The organism is Bacillus sp. RC252, from assembly GCF_044909215.1.
Taxonomy (GTDB): domain Bacteria; phylum Bacillota; class Bacilli; order Bacillales; family Bacillaceae_G; genus Bacillus_A; species Bacillus_A mycoides.
In genome coordinates this window covers 62,414-81,495 of sequence record NZ_JBIYDV010000004.1, presented here as the reverse complement: position 1 = coordinate 81,495, position 19,082 = coordinate 62,414, and the positions used below count along the sequence as shown (strand labels likewise).

Below are 19,082 nucleotides of genomic sequence, written 5' to 3'. Positions count from 1 at the left end.
AGAACACTCCATGTGTTCTCTTTTTATCCTTATTCACACTAACGTAGCAAGATGCTCTTTCGCGTCATATTCAACCAAACTTTCAGCATTTTTAATTCGCTGAACAAAATCTGGATTAGCGATTAATGGTCTTCCGAACGCCGCTACATCAATTGTTCCTTCTTGCAGTGCTTCTTCTGCCTCTTTCGGATTCAAATTACCTACTCCTACGATAGTACTATCCCAATACTTTCTTACTAATTGATGAAAATTCTTGCCGTCAGCAATAACTTGCGTATAATTCATCGTTGAAGGGTGAATCATCGTTAATCCAACTTCTTTAAACATATTTACAAACGTTTCAATTGCAAGTTCAGGATGTTCCCACATATAAGTAGGATTATCACCTTTAAAGGCAGAGAAGCGAAGAAGCGTTTTATCAGCTCCAACTGCTTCAATTACAGCCTGAACAACTTCTTTCATAAACGTTAACCTTTGTTTTAAGTCACCGCCGTATTTATCAGTACGCTTATTCGCAAATTCATAAGTAAATTGGTCAATTAAATATCCGTGTGCACCGTGAATTTCTACACCATCAAATCCAGCTTCTATCGCATTCTTTGCGGCTTGTGCATATTGACCGATAACTTCTTTTATTTCTTCTATTGTCATTGCTTCTGGTGTATCAAATGGTTTACGAAAACGCGGAACATTCCCCTCCGCAGCAATAGCAGAAGGTGCTTGCGGCATTTGATCACCAATTATTTCGTGATGACTCATACGTCCAACATGCCATATTTGAGCAATAATCGTTCCGCCTTCTTTATGTACTGCCTCTGTAACAGGTTTCCAAGAATCGACTTGCGCTTGTGTATAAATACCTGGTACTCCTGGATTCCCTTTTGCTCTCGGGCTAATGACAATTCCTTCTGTAATAATTAATCCAATCCCATCAGCAGCACGTTTTCGGTAATATTCGACTACGTCAGCACCAACGACTCCAGTCTCATTATTTGCAAAACATCTCGTCATCGGTGCCATCGCTATGCGATTACGAAGAGACCAAGATCCAATTTGAATCGGATGAAATAACTTCGTTTCTTCAATATTTTCAAAAGACCCCCAAGCGTTTATATTTGTTCCTTCATAAATACTTGCCGCTTTATTATTTGAACTTGTCATTTTTCTTCCCCCTAAAAAAATCTAACTATAATCGCATCATACTTACTTTTAGATAGTAACGTCAATTTATACGTCTTTACCATTAAAGATTCGAATATTAAACAAATAGAATGATAAAAACAAAAATTAAAAAGGTTTCCTAAGTAGGAAACCTTTTTTAGTTGACCATATAAGGCTAACAATTCGTTTATCTCTTTTAAATAAAGAAAATAAACAATTATTATCTCCTCACATATGGAAAATCTCTTAACAATAGAAGTGGGAGTGGTTCAGTATTCTTCTAAAAATAATAACTTATATACCTAAAACAATGAAAGCCCTACCTCTCTTTCATCCTTACGGCTCCTCGTCCGTGCCAGTGTGAATCAGGATTGCAAAAATCAAGTAACTATTTTATCGAGTTATTTAATTAAACTTCGAACATTCGTAAAAGAAATTAAAAAATAAAAATGGATTAAATTGTAGTAATAACAAAAGAGGTTAATGCTCTAAAAGTGGTTTGAAAGAGTTGAATGTCTTTGAAATGATTGATTTTCTATAATTATATTCCCAAAAAATTCAAGATCTTTTTTGGGATGTAATACATTATCTACAATGAATCTTAACAAAAGCTTTTTATTTGATTTTCTGTGATACCTTCAATTAATCCCAGCTCACTAATCAAAAATTCATGTGCGTTATCTAACATTTTCTTTTCGCTTGCATTAAGTGCTTTTTCTTTCTGCATACGTAATAAATCACGTACAACTTCAGCACCTTCTTGTATTTTACCCGTTTTTATTTTATCAGTGTTCAATTTATACCTTTGTTTCCACGTAAGTAATCTATCTGATTCCCCATGCTGAAAAATATCTATTATGTTTGTTAATGCCTTTATATCTGTAACTGGTCGTATATTTGAACTCAATATTTTCCCCATAGGAATCATTACTTCCATATTACTAGCCGACATTTTTATAACATAATACTGTCTTTTTTCTCCTGAGATTTCCTTTTCTTCTATGGCTTTAATTATACCTGCTCCGTGCATTGGATAAACGATGTTATCGCCAATTTGAAACAAATAATCCACCTCCATATATGGTAACCTTCTCAATCTTAACACACATTTATTTTTTTAGCAAAATTTTTATAATATCACAAAATTATTTTCTATGTCAATTTATTTACACATAAAAATTCAAGCTGTACAGAAACACTAAAAAACCCGCGATTTTGTTACATTTCTACACCCATTTTCTCCAATTTTATATACCTTGTAAAACAAAAAAACACATCACTACATATAAGTAGCGATGTATTTTTATATAATGACAAAAACGGTTGCTTCAAAACTTCACACACGATCCTTCGCTTATATACTAACCTGTTTACTAATCGTTTCTCGCGCTAAAAGAAAACTCATAATCACTTGCGCAGCTACTCTACTCGTCATATCCCTAAAATCAAGAGTTGGATCAATTTCTACTATATCCATCCCTCGAACGAGTGGCTCTTTACCAAGGAATTCAATTGCATCAAGTAAAGTTGTACTATCCATCCCACCAGGGCCAATTGCTGGACAGCCTGGCGCAAACGCTTGGTCTAGTACGTCCATATCAAGAGAAATATAAATAGAAGTCACATCTTGTTTTCTTAATACTTCAATACTTTCTGAAATAAGATCTTTTATTTTTCGCTCTCTTACATCTTTCATTGTATACACTGTCACGCCATGCTCTTTTGCATATTCATGGTACGCTCGTGCATTTGAAAAATTACGAATCCCAATTTGAACGAGTTGTTTTCCTGTAATCACATCATTTTCTAGCAAACTACGGAACGGTGTACCATTTGATGGACCACCATCATCTAAATTACGTAAATCATGATGGGCATCAAATTGAATAATACCCACCTTCCCTTTACTATTTGCAAAACCAGTTATACTCGGAAAACTAATCGAGTGGTCACCACCAAGAACGATTGGTATCATTTTCGGATTTACTTTCGTCAAGTGACCAACTGTTTTCGCAATTCGGTTATGACTCTCTTTTATATCTGTCACATGCATCGTAATATCACCACAATCATGAAGAACACTTTCTTTCATATCGTGTTCTTCTGTAATTGCGTACGTGCTATATGCATCCAACATTGAACGAATTGTTTTTGGTGCAAAACATGCTCCTGAATGACTAATAGATGGTTTAGAAAGGGGTGCTCCAATTAAGGCAGCACCGAATATTTCTACGCCTTCCTCCCAATCTTTAATCATTTCGCTCCATTTCGTCACTTCCCGATCGATAAACTTTGCATTTTTCTTTAAATAGTGGCCGTGCTCCACGATTGTTCACCTCTTGTATATGCGATATTCCCATTCTTCCATACTGTATTTACATGACTTACGCCGTAATGGTACGGTACGTAAGCGTAATTATAAGCATCCCATAAAACTAAATCCGCCTTACGACCAACTCTAATTTTCCCAGCTACATCGCCTCGATTAATGGCATAAGATGAGTTCACTGTTACCGCATTCCAAACTTCTTCTGGTGTCATTTTCAGTTTCAGCATCGCAATGCTCATAATAAGCTGAATGTTTTCAGTTGGACAGCTACCTGGGTTAAAATCTGTAGCTAAAGCAACTGCAACACCTTCATCAATCATTTTGCGGCCGCGTGCGAAGCTTTCTTTATTTAAATAGAAAGTTGTTCCTGGTAATAAAGTTGCTACTGTATTAGAATTCGCAAGCATTTCAATTCCTTTGTCAGAAGCGCCAACTAAATGGTCCGCTGATGCTGCACCAATTTCAGCCGCTGCTTCCGCACCACCAAGAGGGTCGATTTCATCTGCATGAATTTTCACATCAAAGCCAAGCTCTTTCGCTTTTAATAAAAATTCTTTTGATTCTTCTACAGAGAACACACCTGTTTCACAGAAAATATCAACGAACTCAGCTAATTGCTTCTCTTTCATTTCTGGTAATAGATCTAGCATCCATTGTAAAAATTCTTTCGATCTTCCTTTATACTCTTTCGGAACTGCATGAGCACCTAAAAATGTTGAAACTAAATCAATTGGATGCTCTTTTTGTAATTGTGCAGTTGCCTCTAATTGTTTCCATTCTGTCTCATCATCCAATCCGTAACCACTCTTCGCTTCTACAGTTGTAACTCCGAAAGATAGCATACGGTCTAAATGGAATTTAGCTTTTTGAACAAGTTCTTCTTTCGACGCTTGTTTCGTTGCATTTACAGTTGAAAGAATACCTCCACCTTGTTCTAAAATTTCCAAGTACGGAACTCCTTGTAGTTTTAGCGCGATTTCATTTTCACGAGATCCACCAAATACAAGATGAGTATGCGGATCAACAAGACCAGGAGACACCATTTTCCCGCCGCAATCAATAACCTCTTTCGCTTGTAATCCTTTAGCTTCTTCCGCTGTTCCAACAAAAGTAATTACACCATTTTCAATTCCAACCGCACCATTTTCAATAACAGGAAGCGTATTCATCGCTTCCCGTCTTAACAAGCCATCTTCTTGATCCATTGTTAGTAATTGACCGATATTTATTAGTAAAGTGTCCAGCATGTTTCTGCCTCCTTATTTCATCATTGGGATGTTAACGCCTTTTTCTTTCGCAGTTTGAACCGCTAAGTCATAGCCAGCATCAACGTGACGAACAACACCCATACCAGGGTCAGAAGTTAATACGCGTTCAATACGTTTTGCCGCTGCTTCTGTTCCATCTGCAACGATAACCATTCCAGCGTGAAGTGAATAACCCATACCAACGCCTCCACCGTGATGAACAGACACCCAGCTTGCACCGTTTACACTGTTAATTAATGCATTTAAAATTGGCCAGTCTGCTACTGCATCACTACCGTCTTTCATAGATTCTGTTTCACGGTTTGGAGATGCTACTGATCCACAATCTAAATGGTCACGGCCGATAACGATTGGTGCTGATAATTCACCATTAGCCACCATTTCATTAATAATGCGGCCAAATTTTGCACGCTCGCCATAACCAAGCCAACAAATACGTGATGGAAGACCTTGGAACTCAACTTGCTGACGTGCCATACGAATCCAATTACATAAATGCTCATTATCCGCGAACTCGCGTAAAATAACTTCGTCTGTTTTATAAATATCTTCTGGATCACCAGAAAGTGCTACCCAGCGGAATGGTCCTTTTCCTTCACAGAATAATGGACGGATAAATGCTGGAACGAATCCCGGGAAATCGAAAGCATTTTTTAATCCTTCATCGAAAGCAACTTGGCGAATGTTATTTCCGTAATCAAATGTAATCGCGCCTTTTTCTTGCATTGCAAGCATTGCTTCTACATGTTTTTTCATACTTTCTTTTGATAATTGTACGTAACGTTCTGGATCTTCTTCACGAAGCTTCGCTGCTTCTTCTACTGTGTAACCTACTGGAATATAACCGTTTAATGGATCATGGGCAGAAGTTTGATCCGTAACTAAGTCAGGGATAATATTACGGTTTACTAACTCAGGTAAAATTTCTGCTGCATTACCTAATAATCCAATTGAAATAGGCTCTTTCTTCTCTTTATATTCGTTTGCAATAGTTAACGCTTCTTCTAATGATTCTGTATACTTATCACAATATCTCTTTTCAATACGACGATCGATACTACGCTTATCTACATCAATAGCAATTACAACACCGCCGTTCATCGTTACAGCAAGCGGTTGTGCGCCACCCATGCCACCTAAACCAGCAGTAATCGTTACAGTACCTTTTAATGAACCCTCGAAATGTTGACGTGCCGCTTCACCAAATGTTTCATATGTTCCTTGTAAAATCCCTTGTGTCCCAATGTAAATCCAGCTACCCGCTGTCATTTGTCCGTACATCATAAGACCTTTTTTCTCTAATTCACGGAAGTGATCCCAGTTCGCCCACTTCGGTACTAAGTTTGAGTTCGCTAAAAGAACGCGAGGCGCATCTTCATGTGATTTAAAAATTGCAACTGGTTTTCCTGATTGAACAAGTAACGTTTCATCGTTTTCTAACGTTTTTAATGAATCAACAATTGCATGGTAGCTTTCCCAGTTACGAGCTGCACGGCCAATTCCGCCGTATACAACTAATTCTTCTGGTTTTTCAGCTACTTCAGGGTCTAAATTGTTCATTAACATTCGAAGTGCAGCTTCTTGAACCCATCCTTTCGTTTGTAACTCAGTACCTCTTGCCGCACGAATTGTTTGTTGTACTTTTTCCATTTCAATCTCTCCCTTTTCTCGTTTTATAGTGCTGCATTTACATCCAATCTTTCCTTTATTGAATAATTCGTTTTTAACCAATGCGCGATATTTTCAATATCCGTTGAGAATATACGGTCATTTGTAATAGATGGCACTTGCTGACGACCTTGATGATAGAACGTTTTTGTAACTGTACTCATGTTTTCAATTCCGCGATATTCTGCTGCTTGCATCGCACAGATCATCTCAATTGCAAGAACGCGTCTTGCATTTTGAATAATTTGATGCGCATGACGTGAAGCGATTGTTCCCATACTTACGTGATCTTCTTGGTTAGCTGAAGACGGAATTGAATCTACACTCGCTGGATGAGCTAACGTTTTATTTTCTGAAACGAGTGAAGCCGCTGCATATTGCATAATCATGGCACCTGATTGAAGTCCTGGTTCTGGACTTAAAAATGGTGGTAAGTCATTTAATTGCGGATTTACTAGGCGTTCAATACGGCGCTCTGAAATATTTGCAAGCTCCGCCATCCCTACTTTTAAGAAGTCCATTGCAAATGCAATTGGTTGTCCGTGGAAATTACCACCAGAGATTACTTTTTCACCGCCATCAAAAATAAGTGGATTATCTGTTGCTGCATTCATTTCAATTTCTAATTTTTCTTTCACATAATTTAAAACTTGCCAAGAAGCACCGTGAACTTGCGGGATACAACGAAGTGAATATGCATCTTGTACACGAAGTTCTCCTTGTTTTGTCACAAGTTTACTATCATGAAGAATATCACGAATTCTGCTTGCCACTTCGACTTGCTCTTTATAACCACGCGCTTTATGAACATTTTCATCGAATGCATCAATAATGCCGCGTAATCCTTCCATTGTCATCGATGCAATTAATTCTGATTGATAAGCACTTGCTTCAGCTTCTATATAAGAAAGAACCCCTTGCGCTGTCATTGCCTGCGTACCATTGATTAACGCAAGACCTTCTTTTGCTTCAAGTTCAATAGGTTCAAGTCCTTCTTCTGTAAGAGCAACCATCGCATGAACTCGTTTTCCTTTGTAGAACACTTCACCTTCACCTAATAAAACGAGAGCAAGATGAGATAAAGGTGCTAAATCGCCACTCGCACCAAGTGATCCTTGTTGCGGAACGACTGGATGAATTTTACGATTTACAAACTCAAGAAGCATGTTTACAACAAGTGGTCTAACACCCGATACTCCTTTTAACATCGTATTAGCTCGTAAAATCAACATACCGCGTGATACTTCTTCAGGGAATGGATCGCCTATTCCGCACGCATGTGACTGAATTAAGTTGTGCTGAAGTGCTTTTACATCATCTTTTTGAATAAGCACATCACTAAACTTTCCAAATCCAGTTGTAATACCGTAAACGACTTTTCCGTCCTCTACGATTTTCTCAACTACTTCGCGGCACTCTGCTACCTGTTGCATACTATTTGGACAAGCTGTTACACCTTCACCTTCAAGTAACAACCTCTTCATTTCTTCAACTGTCAATGTGTGTCCTGTTAGCGTAATCATTCTTTTTCCTCCTTATAAAGGCAAAAGGGGACCTTATCTTTTTAAGACAGACTCCTGTCCTAAAAAATAAGGCCCCCTTCTAACTAATAGACTATGGGCAAATCATATGTGATTAATTCCTAAACCAATCGCCTCATGCTCAGATCCTTTTACAGGTGCACCAATCGTTCCATAAAGCGCAACAGCAACCCATTCGCCTTCTTTTTTTCCGTCGTATGGTGTACCGCGCACAATCGCAAAGCGAAGTCCTACTGTACGAAGAACGTCTGCTAACTGAATTTGACCTCTCGTCACTCCGTACAAAGCTTCCATAATTGCATGATAAAGTGCATGTGTTTCTCTGTAAACATCTGTTTCAATAACTCGGTTGCTCTTAGCCGCTGTTTCCATTGCTGCTACTACTTTTTGCGAATTCATAGAACCAACTTTCCCAGTACAATATTTCCAACCTTTCGGAATAGATAATACGGGACTTTCATTCTCATCCGCAAGTGCCAACAGCATGGCCATACGACCAATTCGATGTGTTCCTTGAAGAAGCATGTGACTCTCTCATTTCTTTTGAATTATTTGAATATTACTTAATTTAAGAATATATGAAAACGGTTAAATCGTCAATAGTTTAAAATATTATTCAAGCAATTTTTTATCCCTCTCATACTTGTACTTGTGTACACAATTTATTTACAGATTTTTTTCAGACGTGCTATAGTCTCACTAACAGATACAAAGGGGCGAAATTTCAGTGGCGAAGCGAAAAGATATTCATTTTCGAATTGAAGAAAAATTACTTACAAGGTTTGAAGACGTACTCCATTACGAAGGTTTAAATAAAACAGACGTATTAACACATGCGATTCAGCAATTTTGCATAAAGGTGGAATGTGAAAAAATGAATGATGTAAAACGTCAATACAACGTTAGTGACCATTTACAAACACGTATCGATACGCATAAACATTACGAAGAAAAACAAGTGAATGTAGATGAAGTCGTCATTGAACATTTACAACTCCAAGGGGAAGAAAAAATATTAGAGGTCGGGTGTGCTAACGGAAAATTTCTTTCCCTTTTGCAAACTAATGGTCATAAAGGCCAGTTAACCGGCTTTGATCAATCGAAAACCATGATTTCTGAAGCCGCTATAACGAATAATACGATTGAATGGAAACTCGGTGATGCTAGTAAACTTCCTTTCGAAGCTAATTGTTATGACCTGATAATCGCAAGGCATATGTTATACCACATGAAAGATGTCGAAAAAACAATTCAAGGATTCCATAAAGTAATTTGTCCCGGTGGCGCCCTTTTAGCTACAACAAATTCTAAAGTTTCAATGCCTCGTATAGTTGAAATGTGTAACAGTATGCTAGACGCATTTGACTTACCGAAAACATCACCAGCTGTAGCTCCATTTTGTTTAGAAAATGGTAAAGAGATACTACAATCTATTTTTTCAACTGTTGAAGAAACAATTATTCATAATGCACTCGTTTTTCATCATGCCACTCCAATCGTTAACTATATTTCTAGCATGTTCCCGTCGCTGAATATACCTGATAATATGTCCCTTCACACCGAAATGAAGGAATGGCTAAAAGAAGAAATAGAAAATGATTTATCACTTCACAACGGTATATGGCGCGATCCGAAAACGTTAGTGATTTATCGATGTAAAAAAGAAAAGAGCTAGCATTCGCTAGCTTTTACACGTTTTCCGGTAAAAGATTCTCCATCATTATATTGCCCTTTCCACTATAAAAATTTGTATTATGTTCATTCACTACTCCAAAATAGGAGGCAATCGCTAGTCCAAATGGCACAAATGCATGTCCTTGTGCTGTAATAATATTTGCGTGCTGTACAACTTCTGTATACACAAAATTTTCTACTGGAAAACAATCTAATTTTTGATAATCTATAGTCACTGTATAAGAGATTTCTTTAAATAAACCTGCTCTTGCTAACGCATACGGTCCAGCACAAATCGCTGCCACTAATTTTCCTTGCTCAGAAAATTGACGAATAACTGAAAAAAGCGGTTTCGCCTCTTTCATATGTATTTCATCTCCGCCCGGAATGATAATCCCCTCATATTCTTCTACACGCACTTCACTTAATTCTATATGCGGCTGTACTTGTAAGCCTGTTTCACTTATAATCATTTCTTTTGTTAAACCCGCTGTAATGATTTCATATTTCTTTTTCAGCAATGCTGTTGCTACCGTTATTTCAAACTCTGCAAATGTCGGGTATACGAATAATAATATTTTTTTCATAGCCTTTTCTCCCTTAGCCACCCTATAAAATATGCCTCTAATTCGTCCACTGATAATATATTAGTGTCCACATAAGTTACGGGAAATTGTTTATACCATTCTTTTTCAACTTCTACTAATTTAAATTGTTCCTCAAATGTACTTCGATTTCTTGTCCTATCATTATTTCTCCTATCATACAAACTCTCTTTCGAAACATCTAAATAAAAAATTGCATCCGAACGGCATTCTCTTAATTTATACAATTCATCTTTTAATTCTGTTTCTATATCCCACTCTTTCCCTATCATCTTCGGATAAAAGAGTGTATAAAATTCAATATCTTCTGGTCCGCGGTCAAAAATCATGACTGATTTCACATTTTGAAACTCTTTTATTTTTGCTTCAATAAACATTTTTTGATTTGTAATAAACCCCTCTTTTGTGTAAATATCCAAATTTAATTCTTTCCGCTTTTCTACAATTGGATAAGGGTTTTCATATATAACTGAAAGCCCACATCGCTCTAAGCTTTTGGCCAATGTTGTTTTTCCACTTGCCATCGGTCCTTGGAGTGAAATTACGTATGTCATCTCTCTCATTCCCTTGTACTGTAATACATAAATAATAAACAGAATTTTGAAAACTATCAACAAGATATATATCATCTTGTTTCTTATTCTTATCTAACTTATAATAAAAAATAGAGATTATGACGGACGCATCAATAATGTAAGCTTGGAAATCCAAGCTTACATTATTTTTTGCTTTCCCTTTTCTTATAAAAAGAGTATACTAGATTAGAACGTATGTTCTTAATAATTACATACAGTAAGGAGATAGAACAATGGTATACGACACAAAAGCAATTTCTTGGAATGCATCTTTAAAACAACTTCAACGCCGCTATACAAACAAACAAGTTGACCGAAAAGAATTTGAAGATATTGAACTAATGGAATTCTTCCGCGATAACGACTACATTCCTTTACCTACACATATAAGCGGCCTATCAACAGCACGTTTTACTTCTTACTCTATTTTCACAACTGAAGATAAAGATCGTAAAGTTGGCACACTCATCATTGAATATGTAGAAAATGACAATGATATTTTATGTGTTGAACAACTATACTTCGTTTAAACTACAACGCTTGGTCAAATTGACCAAGCGTTCTTGCTTTCTATGAATCTCACTGTTTATAATATGAATAAAAGAAAACCGCAATCATTAAGGGGGGATACACTTGCTCGAAGGATGGTTCAGTTGGTTTATTGTATTATGGACTGTTATTTTATTAGGACTTATGTCTATCGGTGGATACTTTATGTTCAGAAAATTTTTAAAACGATTACCGAAAGAAGACGGTATGTCCATTTTAGATTGGGAAGAGCATTACATAAATAAAACGAGACATTTATGGGCTGACGAACAAAAAAAATTGTTAGAAGAACTAGTAAGTCCCGTTCCTGAACTATTTCGTGATGTTGCCAAATCAAAAATTGCCGGTAAAATTGGGGAACTTGCAATAAAGGAAAACGCTCCAAAAATTACACAAGATTTAATCATACAAGGATATATCGTTGCCACACCGAAGCGCGATCATAAATTTTTAATTAAGAAACTACAAGAAAAAGAGATTGATTATTCTAACTATAAAACTTTACTTGCAAAGTAAGCCCATTATTCCTTATAAAAAAGATTGCTATTTTATAGCAATCTTTTTTATAAGCTCAACTTACAGTTACTGATTTTGTAGCAATTAATCTCGCTTTCGCTAAATCTATCTGTAACCCTACAGCACTCGTATAAATCGTATCACCAGTACCTGTAATATTTACAGAGGTATATGTTGTATTCGCAGCAATTGATCCTGTTGCATTTATATTTGCAATATTAGATTCGGCTCAAGACACTTAAGCTAAGCGAAATTTCGTCATTAACAATTACTCCACTTTCATGTTGTATCAGTACCATCAAGTGGAGTAATTGTTAATGAAGGAACGTCTCCTATACGATCCAACCTAATCTAACTTAGCCACCAATTACCGATGATAAAACTTCAAACCAAATAGTATTCCTTATATCGGTCCATTCGTAACGTCAAACTTAAATTGCTTCTTCGATGGTCGACAATTTATACATCACAACTAGAATTGAGGAAGTTACCTTTCAGTGATTAACAAAAAACAACGTCTAATCAGACGTTGTTTCTTTATACATATAACACTCTTTACGTTAACTTCATATCTTTTTCATTATAAAAACCATCTTCTTTTTCCATTTCCTTCTGTAATTTCGTAAAGGAACGGTACATTGCAATTCTCCATGAAACGATCATTGCAAACGCAAGTAAGAAGAACATGCCACTAAGTTGTCCTAAATCAAGAGACTGGCTTAAGTATGTTTTAAATACAATCCGCACGACAAGTAATCCAATTAGTATAAAAACAAATGCTTTTGAACGCTTCAAATAAATCTCTTGTCCTCTAATTTCAAATTTAGATGTTTTAATAAGAAAAATAGAGAAAAACAAACCGACGCCAATTGCTTCTAACATTTCTGCTGGAGTTAATCGAAATTCAGGAAAAACAAACATCAACGCTCCCGTGCTCATAAAAAATGGGGGAAGTATAATTTTTTTCAATGTTGCAGGTTTCTTAGCTGCTTTTAAACGAATAAACATCGCACCGACAGCCATACAAACAGCAACGATACTTGATAACAGAACTATGTTCATATTTTCTCATCCTTTTTTGTGGCTATATGCAAAATATAATTTTATTATATGCTTTTCCGTTAGTATTTCCAACATTTTCACAGAATAATACTAAAAACCGGTAAAACCACCAAATAAACTTGAGAAATATACGATAATTTTCGTCATCCAGTTAAAATATAGGAAGATACCCATGACAATCATAACGTATCCTCCAATCTTCATGAATTTCATACTATTTCTTTTAATCCAAGACATTTTCGTAATAAAGAATGAAAGTACGAAAAACGGGATAGCAAATCCAAGTATGTAAGCAATCATATAAATCATTGCCGATTCTGGATTTGTTGCAGCTAATCCAATTACAGACACTAATATAGGCCCAGTACAAGGTGTCCATCCAGCAGCAAATGCCAATCCAATTAAAACTGAACCAAAATAACCACTCGGACGATTTTTAAACGTAAATTTACGGTCTTGCATTAAAAACTTCGGTTTAAACACACCGACAATAACAAGACCGAACACGATGATAAATATACCACCTAACTGTCTAATTAAATCTTTATAATTTGTAAAGATGCCTCCAATAAAACTTGTACCAAATCCAATTGCAATAAAAATAATTGAAAAACCAAGTAAGAAAAACGCTGTATGTATCATACTTCTTTTGCGAAGCATTGCATTTTCTTCTTTCAATTCAGAAACCGACATACCTGTTATGTATGATAAAAATGCCGGATAAAGCGGTAAGCAACATGGGGATATAAACGATAAGAACCCAGCTCCAAACGCTAAAAAAATACTAATATCTTGCATTATTCCACTCCTCTCCTCTTCAATATTGTAGCAAAAACAATTGAAAATACTATGGACATTTCATGAATTCACTTTTCCAACATGACAATAAGAAAAACTACCCTTTCACACACTTTCTAATAAAACGTTTTCATTCCCTTCTATTATATAGAAAAATCTCAATTGAATTATGAAACTCTTTCTAATTGTTACTAACATAACAAAGGTTCCACAGTTTCTCAAATGATTAGCACATTACAATTGACTTCACACCTATTGGCCTTAAAATTTTTTTTCAAATGCTTTCTTTATACAACATAAAGCTGATTTTACAATACTTTAATTATTATTAATTTCAAGATTATGCATAAATATCATACTTTTATTATTATTCTATAAAATTTTGCACTTTTCTTTCATTTGACCCTTCATTTTTAATTTTGTATACTTCCATCTAGTTATATATGTCCGTTACGGAACAAGTTCATATAGATGGGAGGAATTTTTCATGCTTCGTTATTCTCTTTTAGTTTTATTAGGAGCGTGTAGTTATGGGGTTTTAGCTATTTTTGTTAAACTTGCATATGCAGAAGGGTTTTCACTTGGAGAGGTAATTGGTAGCCAGTATTTGTTCGGTTGGATTATTTTACTTGCTATTACACTTCTATTTTCTAGACATCGTGTTCCACTAAAACAAATGTTAATTTTATTCGTCGCAGGAACGTCTGCAAGTTTTACTGGAATTTTTTATTACGCTTCTTTAAAAACTGTACCAGCTTCTATTGCAATTATACTTTTATTCCAGTTCGTTTGGGTTGGGATTATCATTGAAGCAGTCGCAACAAAAACATTACCTTCCAGAGAAAAAGTTATTTCAGTAATCTTCTTACTTGCAGGTACATTTTTATCAAGTGGGTTATTAGAAACATCAGCTGGTGATTTCGATACGACTGGAATCATTTTAGGTTTATTATCTGCTGTTACATTTGCAACATACATTTTCGTAAGTGGGAAAGTTGCCGTTGAAGTACCTTCATTAACACGCGGTGTCCTTTTAATGGCTGGCGCTTTAACTTTAGTCATGATCGTATTCCCGCCAACATTTATTTTTAACGGGGCGATCTCTCAAGGCCTTTGGAAATACGGCTTAGGATTAGGAATATTTAGTATCGTTATTCCGTCCATTGCCTTTACAATTGGCATTCCAAAAATCGGTTCTGGCTTAGCAACTATTCTTGGTGCAGCAGAACTGCCAGTTACAACAATTATGTCTGTATTCGTTTTAAAAGAAGCTGTACTATCGTCACAATGGATCGGTGTATCACTTATTTTAATCGGTATCGCAATTCCGCAAATTGCATACGCAATGCGTGGACGTTATAAAAAACAGCATACTCATAAAAAAGTTGCAGCATAAAACGAGAGAGGATTTTCATTTGAGAATCCTCTCTTTTATTATTGTATAATTAATACAAATACTTCACTTAAGAAAGAGGGCATAATAAGTGGCATCTATTCCTGATCAATTAACAGAAAAACTTATTTCCATTCGTCGGTATTTACATGAAAATCCAGAACTATCATACGAAGAATTTGAAACGACAAAAGCGATAAAAAATTGGTTAGACGAGGCCAATATCACTATTATTGATTCCAATTTAGAAACAGGAGTTATCGCTGAAATTTCTGGTAATAAAAAAGGACCGGTTGTAGCGCTTCGTGCTGATATCGATGCCCTTCCTATTCAGGAAGAAACAGACCTTCCATACACTTCAAAAATACAAGGTAAAATGCATGCTTGTGGGCATGATTTTCATACAGCTGCTGTATTGGGTGCGGCTTACTTATTAAAAGAAAAAGAAGCTTCTCTTAATGGAACTGTCCGCCTTATATTCCAGCCAGCTGAAGAAAGTAGTAATGGTGCTTGCAAAGTTATTGAAGCTGGGCATTTACGTGGCGTGCAAGCTATTTTCGGTATGCATAATAAACCTGATTTACCAGTAGGTACAATCGGTATTAAAGATGGGCCACTAATGGCCGGAGTTGATCGATTTGAAATTGAAATCCATGGTGTTGGTACACATGCAGCTGTGCCTGATGCCGGCGTCGATCCTATCGTTGCATCATCTCAAATCGTTATGGCACTTCAAACGATTGTAAGCCGAAATATTAGTTCTTCTCATAACGCTGTCGTAAGTGTAACAAACATTCATTCAGGGAATACGTGGAACGTTATTCCCGAAAAAGCAATATTAGAAGGAACTGTCCGTACATTCCAAGCTGAAACACGTGAAAAGATTCCGGCATTAATGAAACGTATCATTAAAGGCGTTTCTGATGCACTAGGTGTAAAAACAGAATTTCGATTTTACCCAGGTCCTCCTGCTGTTCAAAACGATAAAGTACTCACTGATTTTTCTATTCATATTGCAGAGAAAATGAATCTAAACGTTATCTCTCCTACACCATCAATGGCAGGAGAAGACTTTTCTTTTTACCAACAAGAAATACCAGGCTCATTCGTCTTTATGGGAACAAGTGGTACACATGAATGGCATCATCCAGCTTTTACAGTAGATGAAAAAGCATTGCCTATTAGCGCAGAGTATTTCGCACTATTAGCCGAAGAAGCTATTCATCAATTATTACAAACAAAAAGCCGTTAAGTTACCCTTAACGGCTTTTGCTTATGCTGTTAAATCTCGTTTTATAAATACAGTATAGGAAACCCCTAAAAATACAGCTAAGTATAGAAGAAGCATACAAGAAGCAAATGGGAATGTTACTCCATCAATAAAGCTTCCACCCTTTAAAAGCCCATATAAATCTGTATTCGCTGGTAATAAATATTTCGCCCATTCATATCTTGCTGCCGGAATTAGCGCTATTCCCCCTGATAATGCAAGAAATAAAGAAATCCCGATTGCACCTCCGCTCGATCTCGTTAAAACGGAAATCATAAAGGCAAATGCAGCATACACAAGAGTTGGTAACCAAGATAAAATATAATATTTACTTGCTTCTACGAAAATATTTTGTTTTATTATATTTCCATTTTGAACGACAAATTCAGCCCAAGCTGGTTGTTGGAATTTATAAATAATCAACCCGCATAATACGGAAAAAATCATATTAAATATAAATAATAATGCCGCAAATATAACGATTGCCAAAAACTTAGATGTTAAAATTTTAAATCGGCTCGCTGGACGAATTGTTAAAAATTTATATGTTCCCCAGCTATATTCATTCGCAAAAATCGTACTCGCATATACGAGAATAAACGGAAGTAAAATTGGAAATACGATAAAACCTGTATCTCTCATAAATGAAAGCGGAGAACTACTTGCTGGCGCTGTATTCGTATCTAAATGCTTCATTTTAAGCTGGTATTCCTTTACAAGCTCGTCTCCTGACTTTTCTGTTAAAATATCCGCTTTTTTCATGCCGAGCTTTTTCTCAATTTCTACAGTGCGTTCTGTATAATCCGCTTTCCACCCTTTTGTTTCTGGCTCTAAATATTTTACCGTAACCCATCCTAATCCAATAATTAATACCGCAATAACTGCAAAAGGAATAATCGTTCGCTTTCGCTTAAATATTTTATACAGCTCGTTATAAACTAAATTAAACAATATCTTTTCCTCCTGTTAATTCTAAAAACTGCTCTTCTAGCGTTTTTCTTTCTTCATATACACGATAAACTTGAATGTTTTTCTCCATCAATGTACGAAGAATATTTGGAACTTCTTCATCTTTCACGTTTATAATTAATTCGTTTTCTTTTACTAAAACATCGTATTCTAAAACCTCTGCCGCTTTATTCGCATCATCTACACGTATATGTATTTCTTCTGTTTCTTCCTTTTTATCACTTTGAATATTTTGTGTTGCGACATATTCTCCATGCTGAATAATAATAACCCTGTCACACATTAATTCAACTTCTGAGAGTAAGTGACTAGAAACAAGAACAGCTTTTCCTTGTTCATGCGCAATTTTCTTTATGTACATCCGCATTTCATGTATACCACTAGGATCTAATCCGTTCGTCGGTTCGTCTAGTATTAATACATCTGGATTATGTATAAGTGCCTGAGCAATTCCTAAACGCTGTCTCATACCGAGTGAATATGCTTTTACTTTACGGTCAATTACTTGTCCCATTCCTAACAATTGCACTACTTCATCGATACGCTCTTCAGTCACATTCCCATTCATTCGTCCGAAATATGTTAAATTTTCATAGCCGCTTAAGAAAGGATAAAATTCTGGTGTCTCAATTACAGCACCAATTTTCGCAGCAGTTTTTTCAAATTGCTGTTTTACAGATTGACCATCAATCCATACTTCCCCTTCTGTCATACGGATCATTCCGACCATCATTCGCATTAATGTCGTTTTTCCAGCACCATTTGGTCCTAATAAGCCAACTACTTCACCTTTTTTCACTTCAAAACTAATATTTTCTACTAACGTCTTTGAACCAATTCGCTTTGTTAATCGATCAACTTTTACGATCGCTTGCTCATTTATCATTCCATACAACCTTTCTTCTTAACTCTTTTTTTCAGTTCTTCCCACTGTATCATGATTAATAACATGTGTAAAATGAAGAAAAAGCCATGATTTCTCATGCCTTTCTCCTCGTTTCATATGACTTTTCACCCTTTAACCTTTGTGTAAACCTACAACATTGCCACATTGATATTATAATGACGGTTATCATAACAACTGCTGTTATCACTACCGCATACATCGTAATCGGTGCATTGGTTATCCCTTGGATTCCTACTGCTTTCATAAAAATAATAATAAATAATTTCAAAAATAACATACCATGAATTAATCCGAAAACAAAAGCTCCTCCGTAAGTTAATAATTGCTCCTGACATAATAAACATAACATTTCTTTTCCTGTCATATGCATCACTTCATTCGATGTAAACTCCTCTTTTCTTATCTGTAAAAGAGAAGCTGTCATTTTATATGTAATGAAAATACACACAAAAACTATAAATAGAAACATAGCATAAAACCACTTTACAAACATAGGTGTATATTCCGCTTTACTTATTACAGCTTCATTAAATCGGAATGATATCATAAAAAAACAAAGCATTGTATTCATAGCAATCCACATAAATTGTTTTAACCTTTGGGCAGCAAATGTTTGTATATTTTTTCTCGCTAACCGAAATAAAGACATAATTTCCCCCTACCTTGCTTCATAACATACGCATTCTATACTACTAGTGTATAAAAATATGACATTTTAAACATCGCACTTCAATCGGAATCTTTACTAAGCCTTTAGTCCTAGAACACAAAATGGTAATTAAAGGATATTTATAATA

The 19,082-nt window shown here is 35.8% G+C and carries 19 protein-coding genes; 5 read left to right on the top strand and 14 right to left on the bottom strand.

Going from position 1 to position 19,082, the window contains the following annotated elements:
- Positions 1-33: 33 nt before the first annotated feature.
- The 7 genes from ABH960_RS07285 to hutP form a co-directional block, all read right to left on the bottom strand.
- Positions 34-1,161 (bottom strand): alkene reductase, encoded by a 1,128-nt coding sequence (locus ABH960_RS07285; protein ID WP_404443956.1) that lies wholly within the window; start codon positions 1,159-1,161, stop codon positions 34-36.
- A gap of 601 nt (positions 1,162-1,762) precedes the next feature.
- Positions 1,763-2,224, bottom strand: a complete 462-nt coding sequence (locus ABH960_RS07280) for a CarD family transcriptional regulator (RefSeq protein ID WP_170935206.1) — start codon at positions 2,222-2,224, stop codon at positions 1,763-1,765.
- Positions 2,225-2,515: 291 nt separating this feature from the next.
- Positions 2,516-3,487: a formimidoylglutamase gene (gene hutG, locus ABH960_RS07275; RefSeq protein ID WP_404443953.1), complete on the bottom strand. Its 972-nt coding sequence runs from the start codon at positions 3,485-3,487 to the stop codon at positions 2,516-2,518.
- Positions 3,466-4,737 (bottom strand): imidazolonepropionase, encoded by a 1,272-nt coding sequence (hutI, locus tag ABH960_RS07270; RefSeq protein ID WP_000887529.1) that lies wholly within the window; start codon positions 4,735-4,737, stop codon positions 3,466-3,468. The genes hutG and hutI overlap by 22 nt, the downstream gene beginning before the upstream one ends.
- Positions 4,738-4,749: 12 nt before the next feature.
- A complete protein-coding gene (gene hutU / locus ABH960_RS07265) occupies positions 4,750-6,408 on the bottom strand; it encodes a urocanate hydratase (protein WP_404443950.1) in 1,659 nt (552 codons plus the stop codon).
- A 23-nt stretch (positions 6,409-6,431) separates the two neighbouring features.
- Positions 6,432-7,949 carry a histidine ammonia-lyase gene (gene hutH, locus ABH960_RS07260; protein ID WP_063219752.1) on the bottom strand — a complete coding sequence of 506 codons (1,518 nt, stop codon included), beginning with the start codon at positions 7,947-7,949 and terminating at the stop codon, positions 6,432-6,434.
- A gap of 102 nt (positions 7,950-8,051) precedes the next feature.
- On the bottom strand, positions 8,052-8,492 hold the full coding sequence (gene hutP, locus ABH960_RS07255; protein WP_000926519.1) for a histidine utilization transcription antiterminator HutP: 441 nt from the start codon (positions 8,490-8,492) through the stop codon (positions 8,052-8,054).
- A 202-nt stretch (positions 8,493-8,694) separates the two neighbouring features.
- Between hutP and ABH960_RS07250 the strand changes: the two genes are divergently transcribed.
- Positions 8,695-9,642, top strand: coding sequence for a class I SAM-dependent methyltransferase (locus ABH960_RS07250; protein ID WP_404443945.1), 948 nt, complete (start codon positions 8,695-8,697; stop codon positions 9,640-9,642).
- A gap of 13 nt (positions 9,643-9,655) precedes the next feature.
- On the opposite strand, the gene ABH960_RS07245 is transcribed toward ABH960_RS07250, so the two are convergent.
- Positions 9,656-10,228 carry a DJ-1/PfpI family protein gene (locus tag ABH960_RS07245; protein WP_002137752.1) on the bottom strand — a complete coding sequence of 191 codons (573 nt, stop codon included), beginning with the start codon at positions 10,226-10,228 and terminating at the stop codon, positions 9,656-9,658.
- Entirely contained in the window at positions 10,225-10,800 is a 576-nt protein-coding gene (locus tag ABH960_RS07240; RefSeq protein ID WP_002137753.1) for an AAA family ATPase, read from the bottom strand. Before ABH960_RS07240 ends, ABH960_RS07245 begins: the two co-directional genes overlap by 4 nt.
- A gap of 254 nt (positions 10,801-11,054) precedes the next feature.
- On the opposite strand from ABH960_RS07240, the gene ABH960_RS07235 reads away from it, so the two are divergent.
- Both ABH960_RS07235 and ABH960_RS07230 read left to right on the top strand, forming a co-directional pair.
- Complete coding sequence (locus ABH960_RS07235) at positions 11,055-11,351, top strand: hypothetical protein (protein WP_002014228.1); 297 nt, start codon at positions 11,055-11,057, stop codon at positions 11,349-11,351.
- Positions 11,352-11,454: 103 nt separating this feature from the next.
- Positions 11,455-11,886: a DUF2621 domain-containing protein gene (locus ABH960_RS07230; protein WP_404443941.1), complete on the top strand. Its 432-nt coding sequence runs from the start codon at positions 11,455-11,457 to the stop codon at positions 11,884-11,886.
- A 555-nt stretch (positions 11,887-12,441) separates the two neighbouring features.
- Here the strand turns inward: ABH960_RS07230 and ABH960_RS07225 are convergent.
- Positions 12,442-12,948 (bottom strand): CcdC family protein, encoded by a 507-nt coding sequence (locus ABH960_RS07225; protein ID WP_002014224.1) that lies wholly within the window; start codon positions 12,946-12,948, stop codon positions 12,442-12,444.
- A gap of 90 nt (positions 12,949-13,038) precedes the next feature.
- A complete protein-coding gene (gene ccdA, locus ABH960_RS07220) occupies positions 13,039-13,746 on the bottom strand; it encodes a cytochrome c-type biogenesis protein CcdA (protein WP_404443938.1) in 708 nt (235 codons plus the stop codon).
- A gap of 487 nt (positions 13,747-14,233) precedes the next feature.
- On the opposite strand from ccdA, the gene ABH960_RS07215 reads away from it, so the two are divergent.
- On the top strand, positions 14,234-15,142 hold the full coding sequence (locus tag ABH960_RS07215; protein WP_002033502.1) for an EamA family transporter: 909 nt from the start codon (positions 14,234-14,236) through the stop codon (positions 15,140-15,142).
- A gap of 88 nt (positions 15,143-15,230) precedes the next feature.
- On the top strand, positions 15,231-16,391 hold the full coding sequence (locus tag ABH960_RS07210; RefSeq protein ID WP_002014221.1) for a M20 peptidase aminoacylase family protein: 1,161 nt from the start codon (positions 15,231-15,233) through the stop codon (positions 16,389-16,391).
- A gap of 21 nt (positions 16,392-16,412) precedes the next feature.
- Here the strand turns inward: ABH960_RS07210 and ABH960_RS07205 are convergent, their stop codons facing one another.
- The 3 genes from ABH960_RS07205 to ABH960_RS07195 form a co-directional block, all read right to left on the bottom strand.
- Positions 16,413-17,360, bottom strand: coding sequence for an ABC transporter permease (locus ABH960_RS07205; RefSeq protein WP_201064784.1), 948 nt, complete (start codon positions 17,358-17,360; stop codon positions 16,413-16,415).
- Positions 17,353-18,264, bottom strand: coding sequence for an ABC transporter ATP-binding protein (locus ABH960_RS07200; RefSeq protein ID WP_002014392.1), 912 nt, complete (start codon positions 18,262-18,264; stop codon positions 17,353-17,355). Before ABH960_RS07200 ends, ABH960_RS07205 begins: the two co-directional genes overlap by 8 nt.
- Before the next feature lie 94 nt (positions 18,265-18,358).
- Positions 18,359-18,934: an FtsX-like permease family protein gene (locus ABH960_RS07195; RefSeq protein WP_404443934.1), complete on the bottom strand. Its 576-nt coding sequence runs from the start codon at positions 18,932-18,934 to the stop codon at positions 18,359-18,361.
- Between the last annotated feature and the right edge of the window lie 148 nt (positions 18,935-19,082).

Excerpts from the sequence above, each read along its gene's own strand:
- ABH960_RS07285 (WP_404443956.1), bottom strand. The coding sequence starts at position 1,161 with ATGACAAGTTCAAATAATAAAGCGGCAAGTATTTATGAAGGAACAAAT.
- hutI (WP_000887529.1), bottom strand. The coding sequence starts at position 4,737 with ATGCTGGACACTTTACTAATAAATATCGGTCAATTACTAACAATGGAT.
- hutU (WP_404443950.1), bottom strand. The coding sequence starts at position 6,408 with ATGGAAAAAGTACAACAAACAATTCGTGCGGCAAGAGGTACTGAGTTA.
- hutH (WP_063219752.1), bottom strand. The coding sequence starts at position 7,949 with ATGATTACGCTAACAGGACACACATTGACAGTTGAAGAAATGAAGAGG.
- hutP (WP_000926519.1), bottom strand. The coding sequence starts at position 8,492 with ATGCTTCTTCAAGGAACACATCGAATTGGTCGTATGGCCATGCTGTTG.
- ABH960_RS07245 (WP_002137752.1), bottom strand. The coding sequence starts at position 10,228 with ATGAAAAAAATATTATTATTCGTATACCCGACATTTGCAGAGTTTGAA.
- ABH960_RS07240 (WP_002137753.1), bottom strand. The coding sequence starts at position 10,800 with ATGACATACGTAATTTCACTCCAAGGACCGATGGCAAGTGGAAAAACA.
- ABH960_RS07235 (WP_002014228.1), top strand. The coding sequence starts at position 11,055 with ATGGTATACGACACAAAAGCAATTTCTTGGAATGCATCTTTAAAACAA.
- ABH960_RS07225 (WP_002014224.1), bottom strand. The coding sequence starts at position 12,948 with ATGAACATAGTTCTGTTATCAAGTATCGTTGCTGTTTGTATGGCTGTC.
- ccdA (WP_404443938.1), bottom strand. The coding sequence starts at position 13,746 with ATGCAAGATATTAGTATTTTTTTAGCGTTTGGAGCTGGGTTCTTATCG.
- ABH960_RS07215 (WP_002033502.1), top strand. The coding sequence starts at position 14,234 with ATGCTTCGTTATTCTCTTTTAGTTTTATTAGGAGCGTGTAGTTATGGG.
- ABH960_RS07200 (WP_002014392.1), bottom strand. The coding sequence starts at position 18,264 with ATGATAAATGAGCAAGCGATCGTAAAAGTTGATCGATTAACAAAGCGA.
- ABH960_RS07195 (WP_404443934.1), bottom strand. The coding sequence starts at position 18,934 with ATGTCTTTATTTCGGTTAGCGAGAAAAAATATACAAACATTTGCTGCC.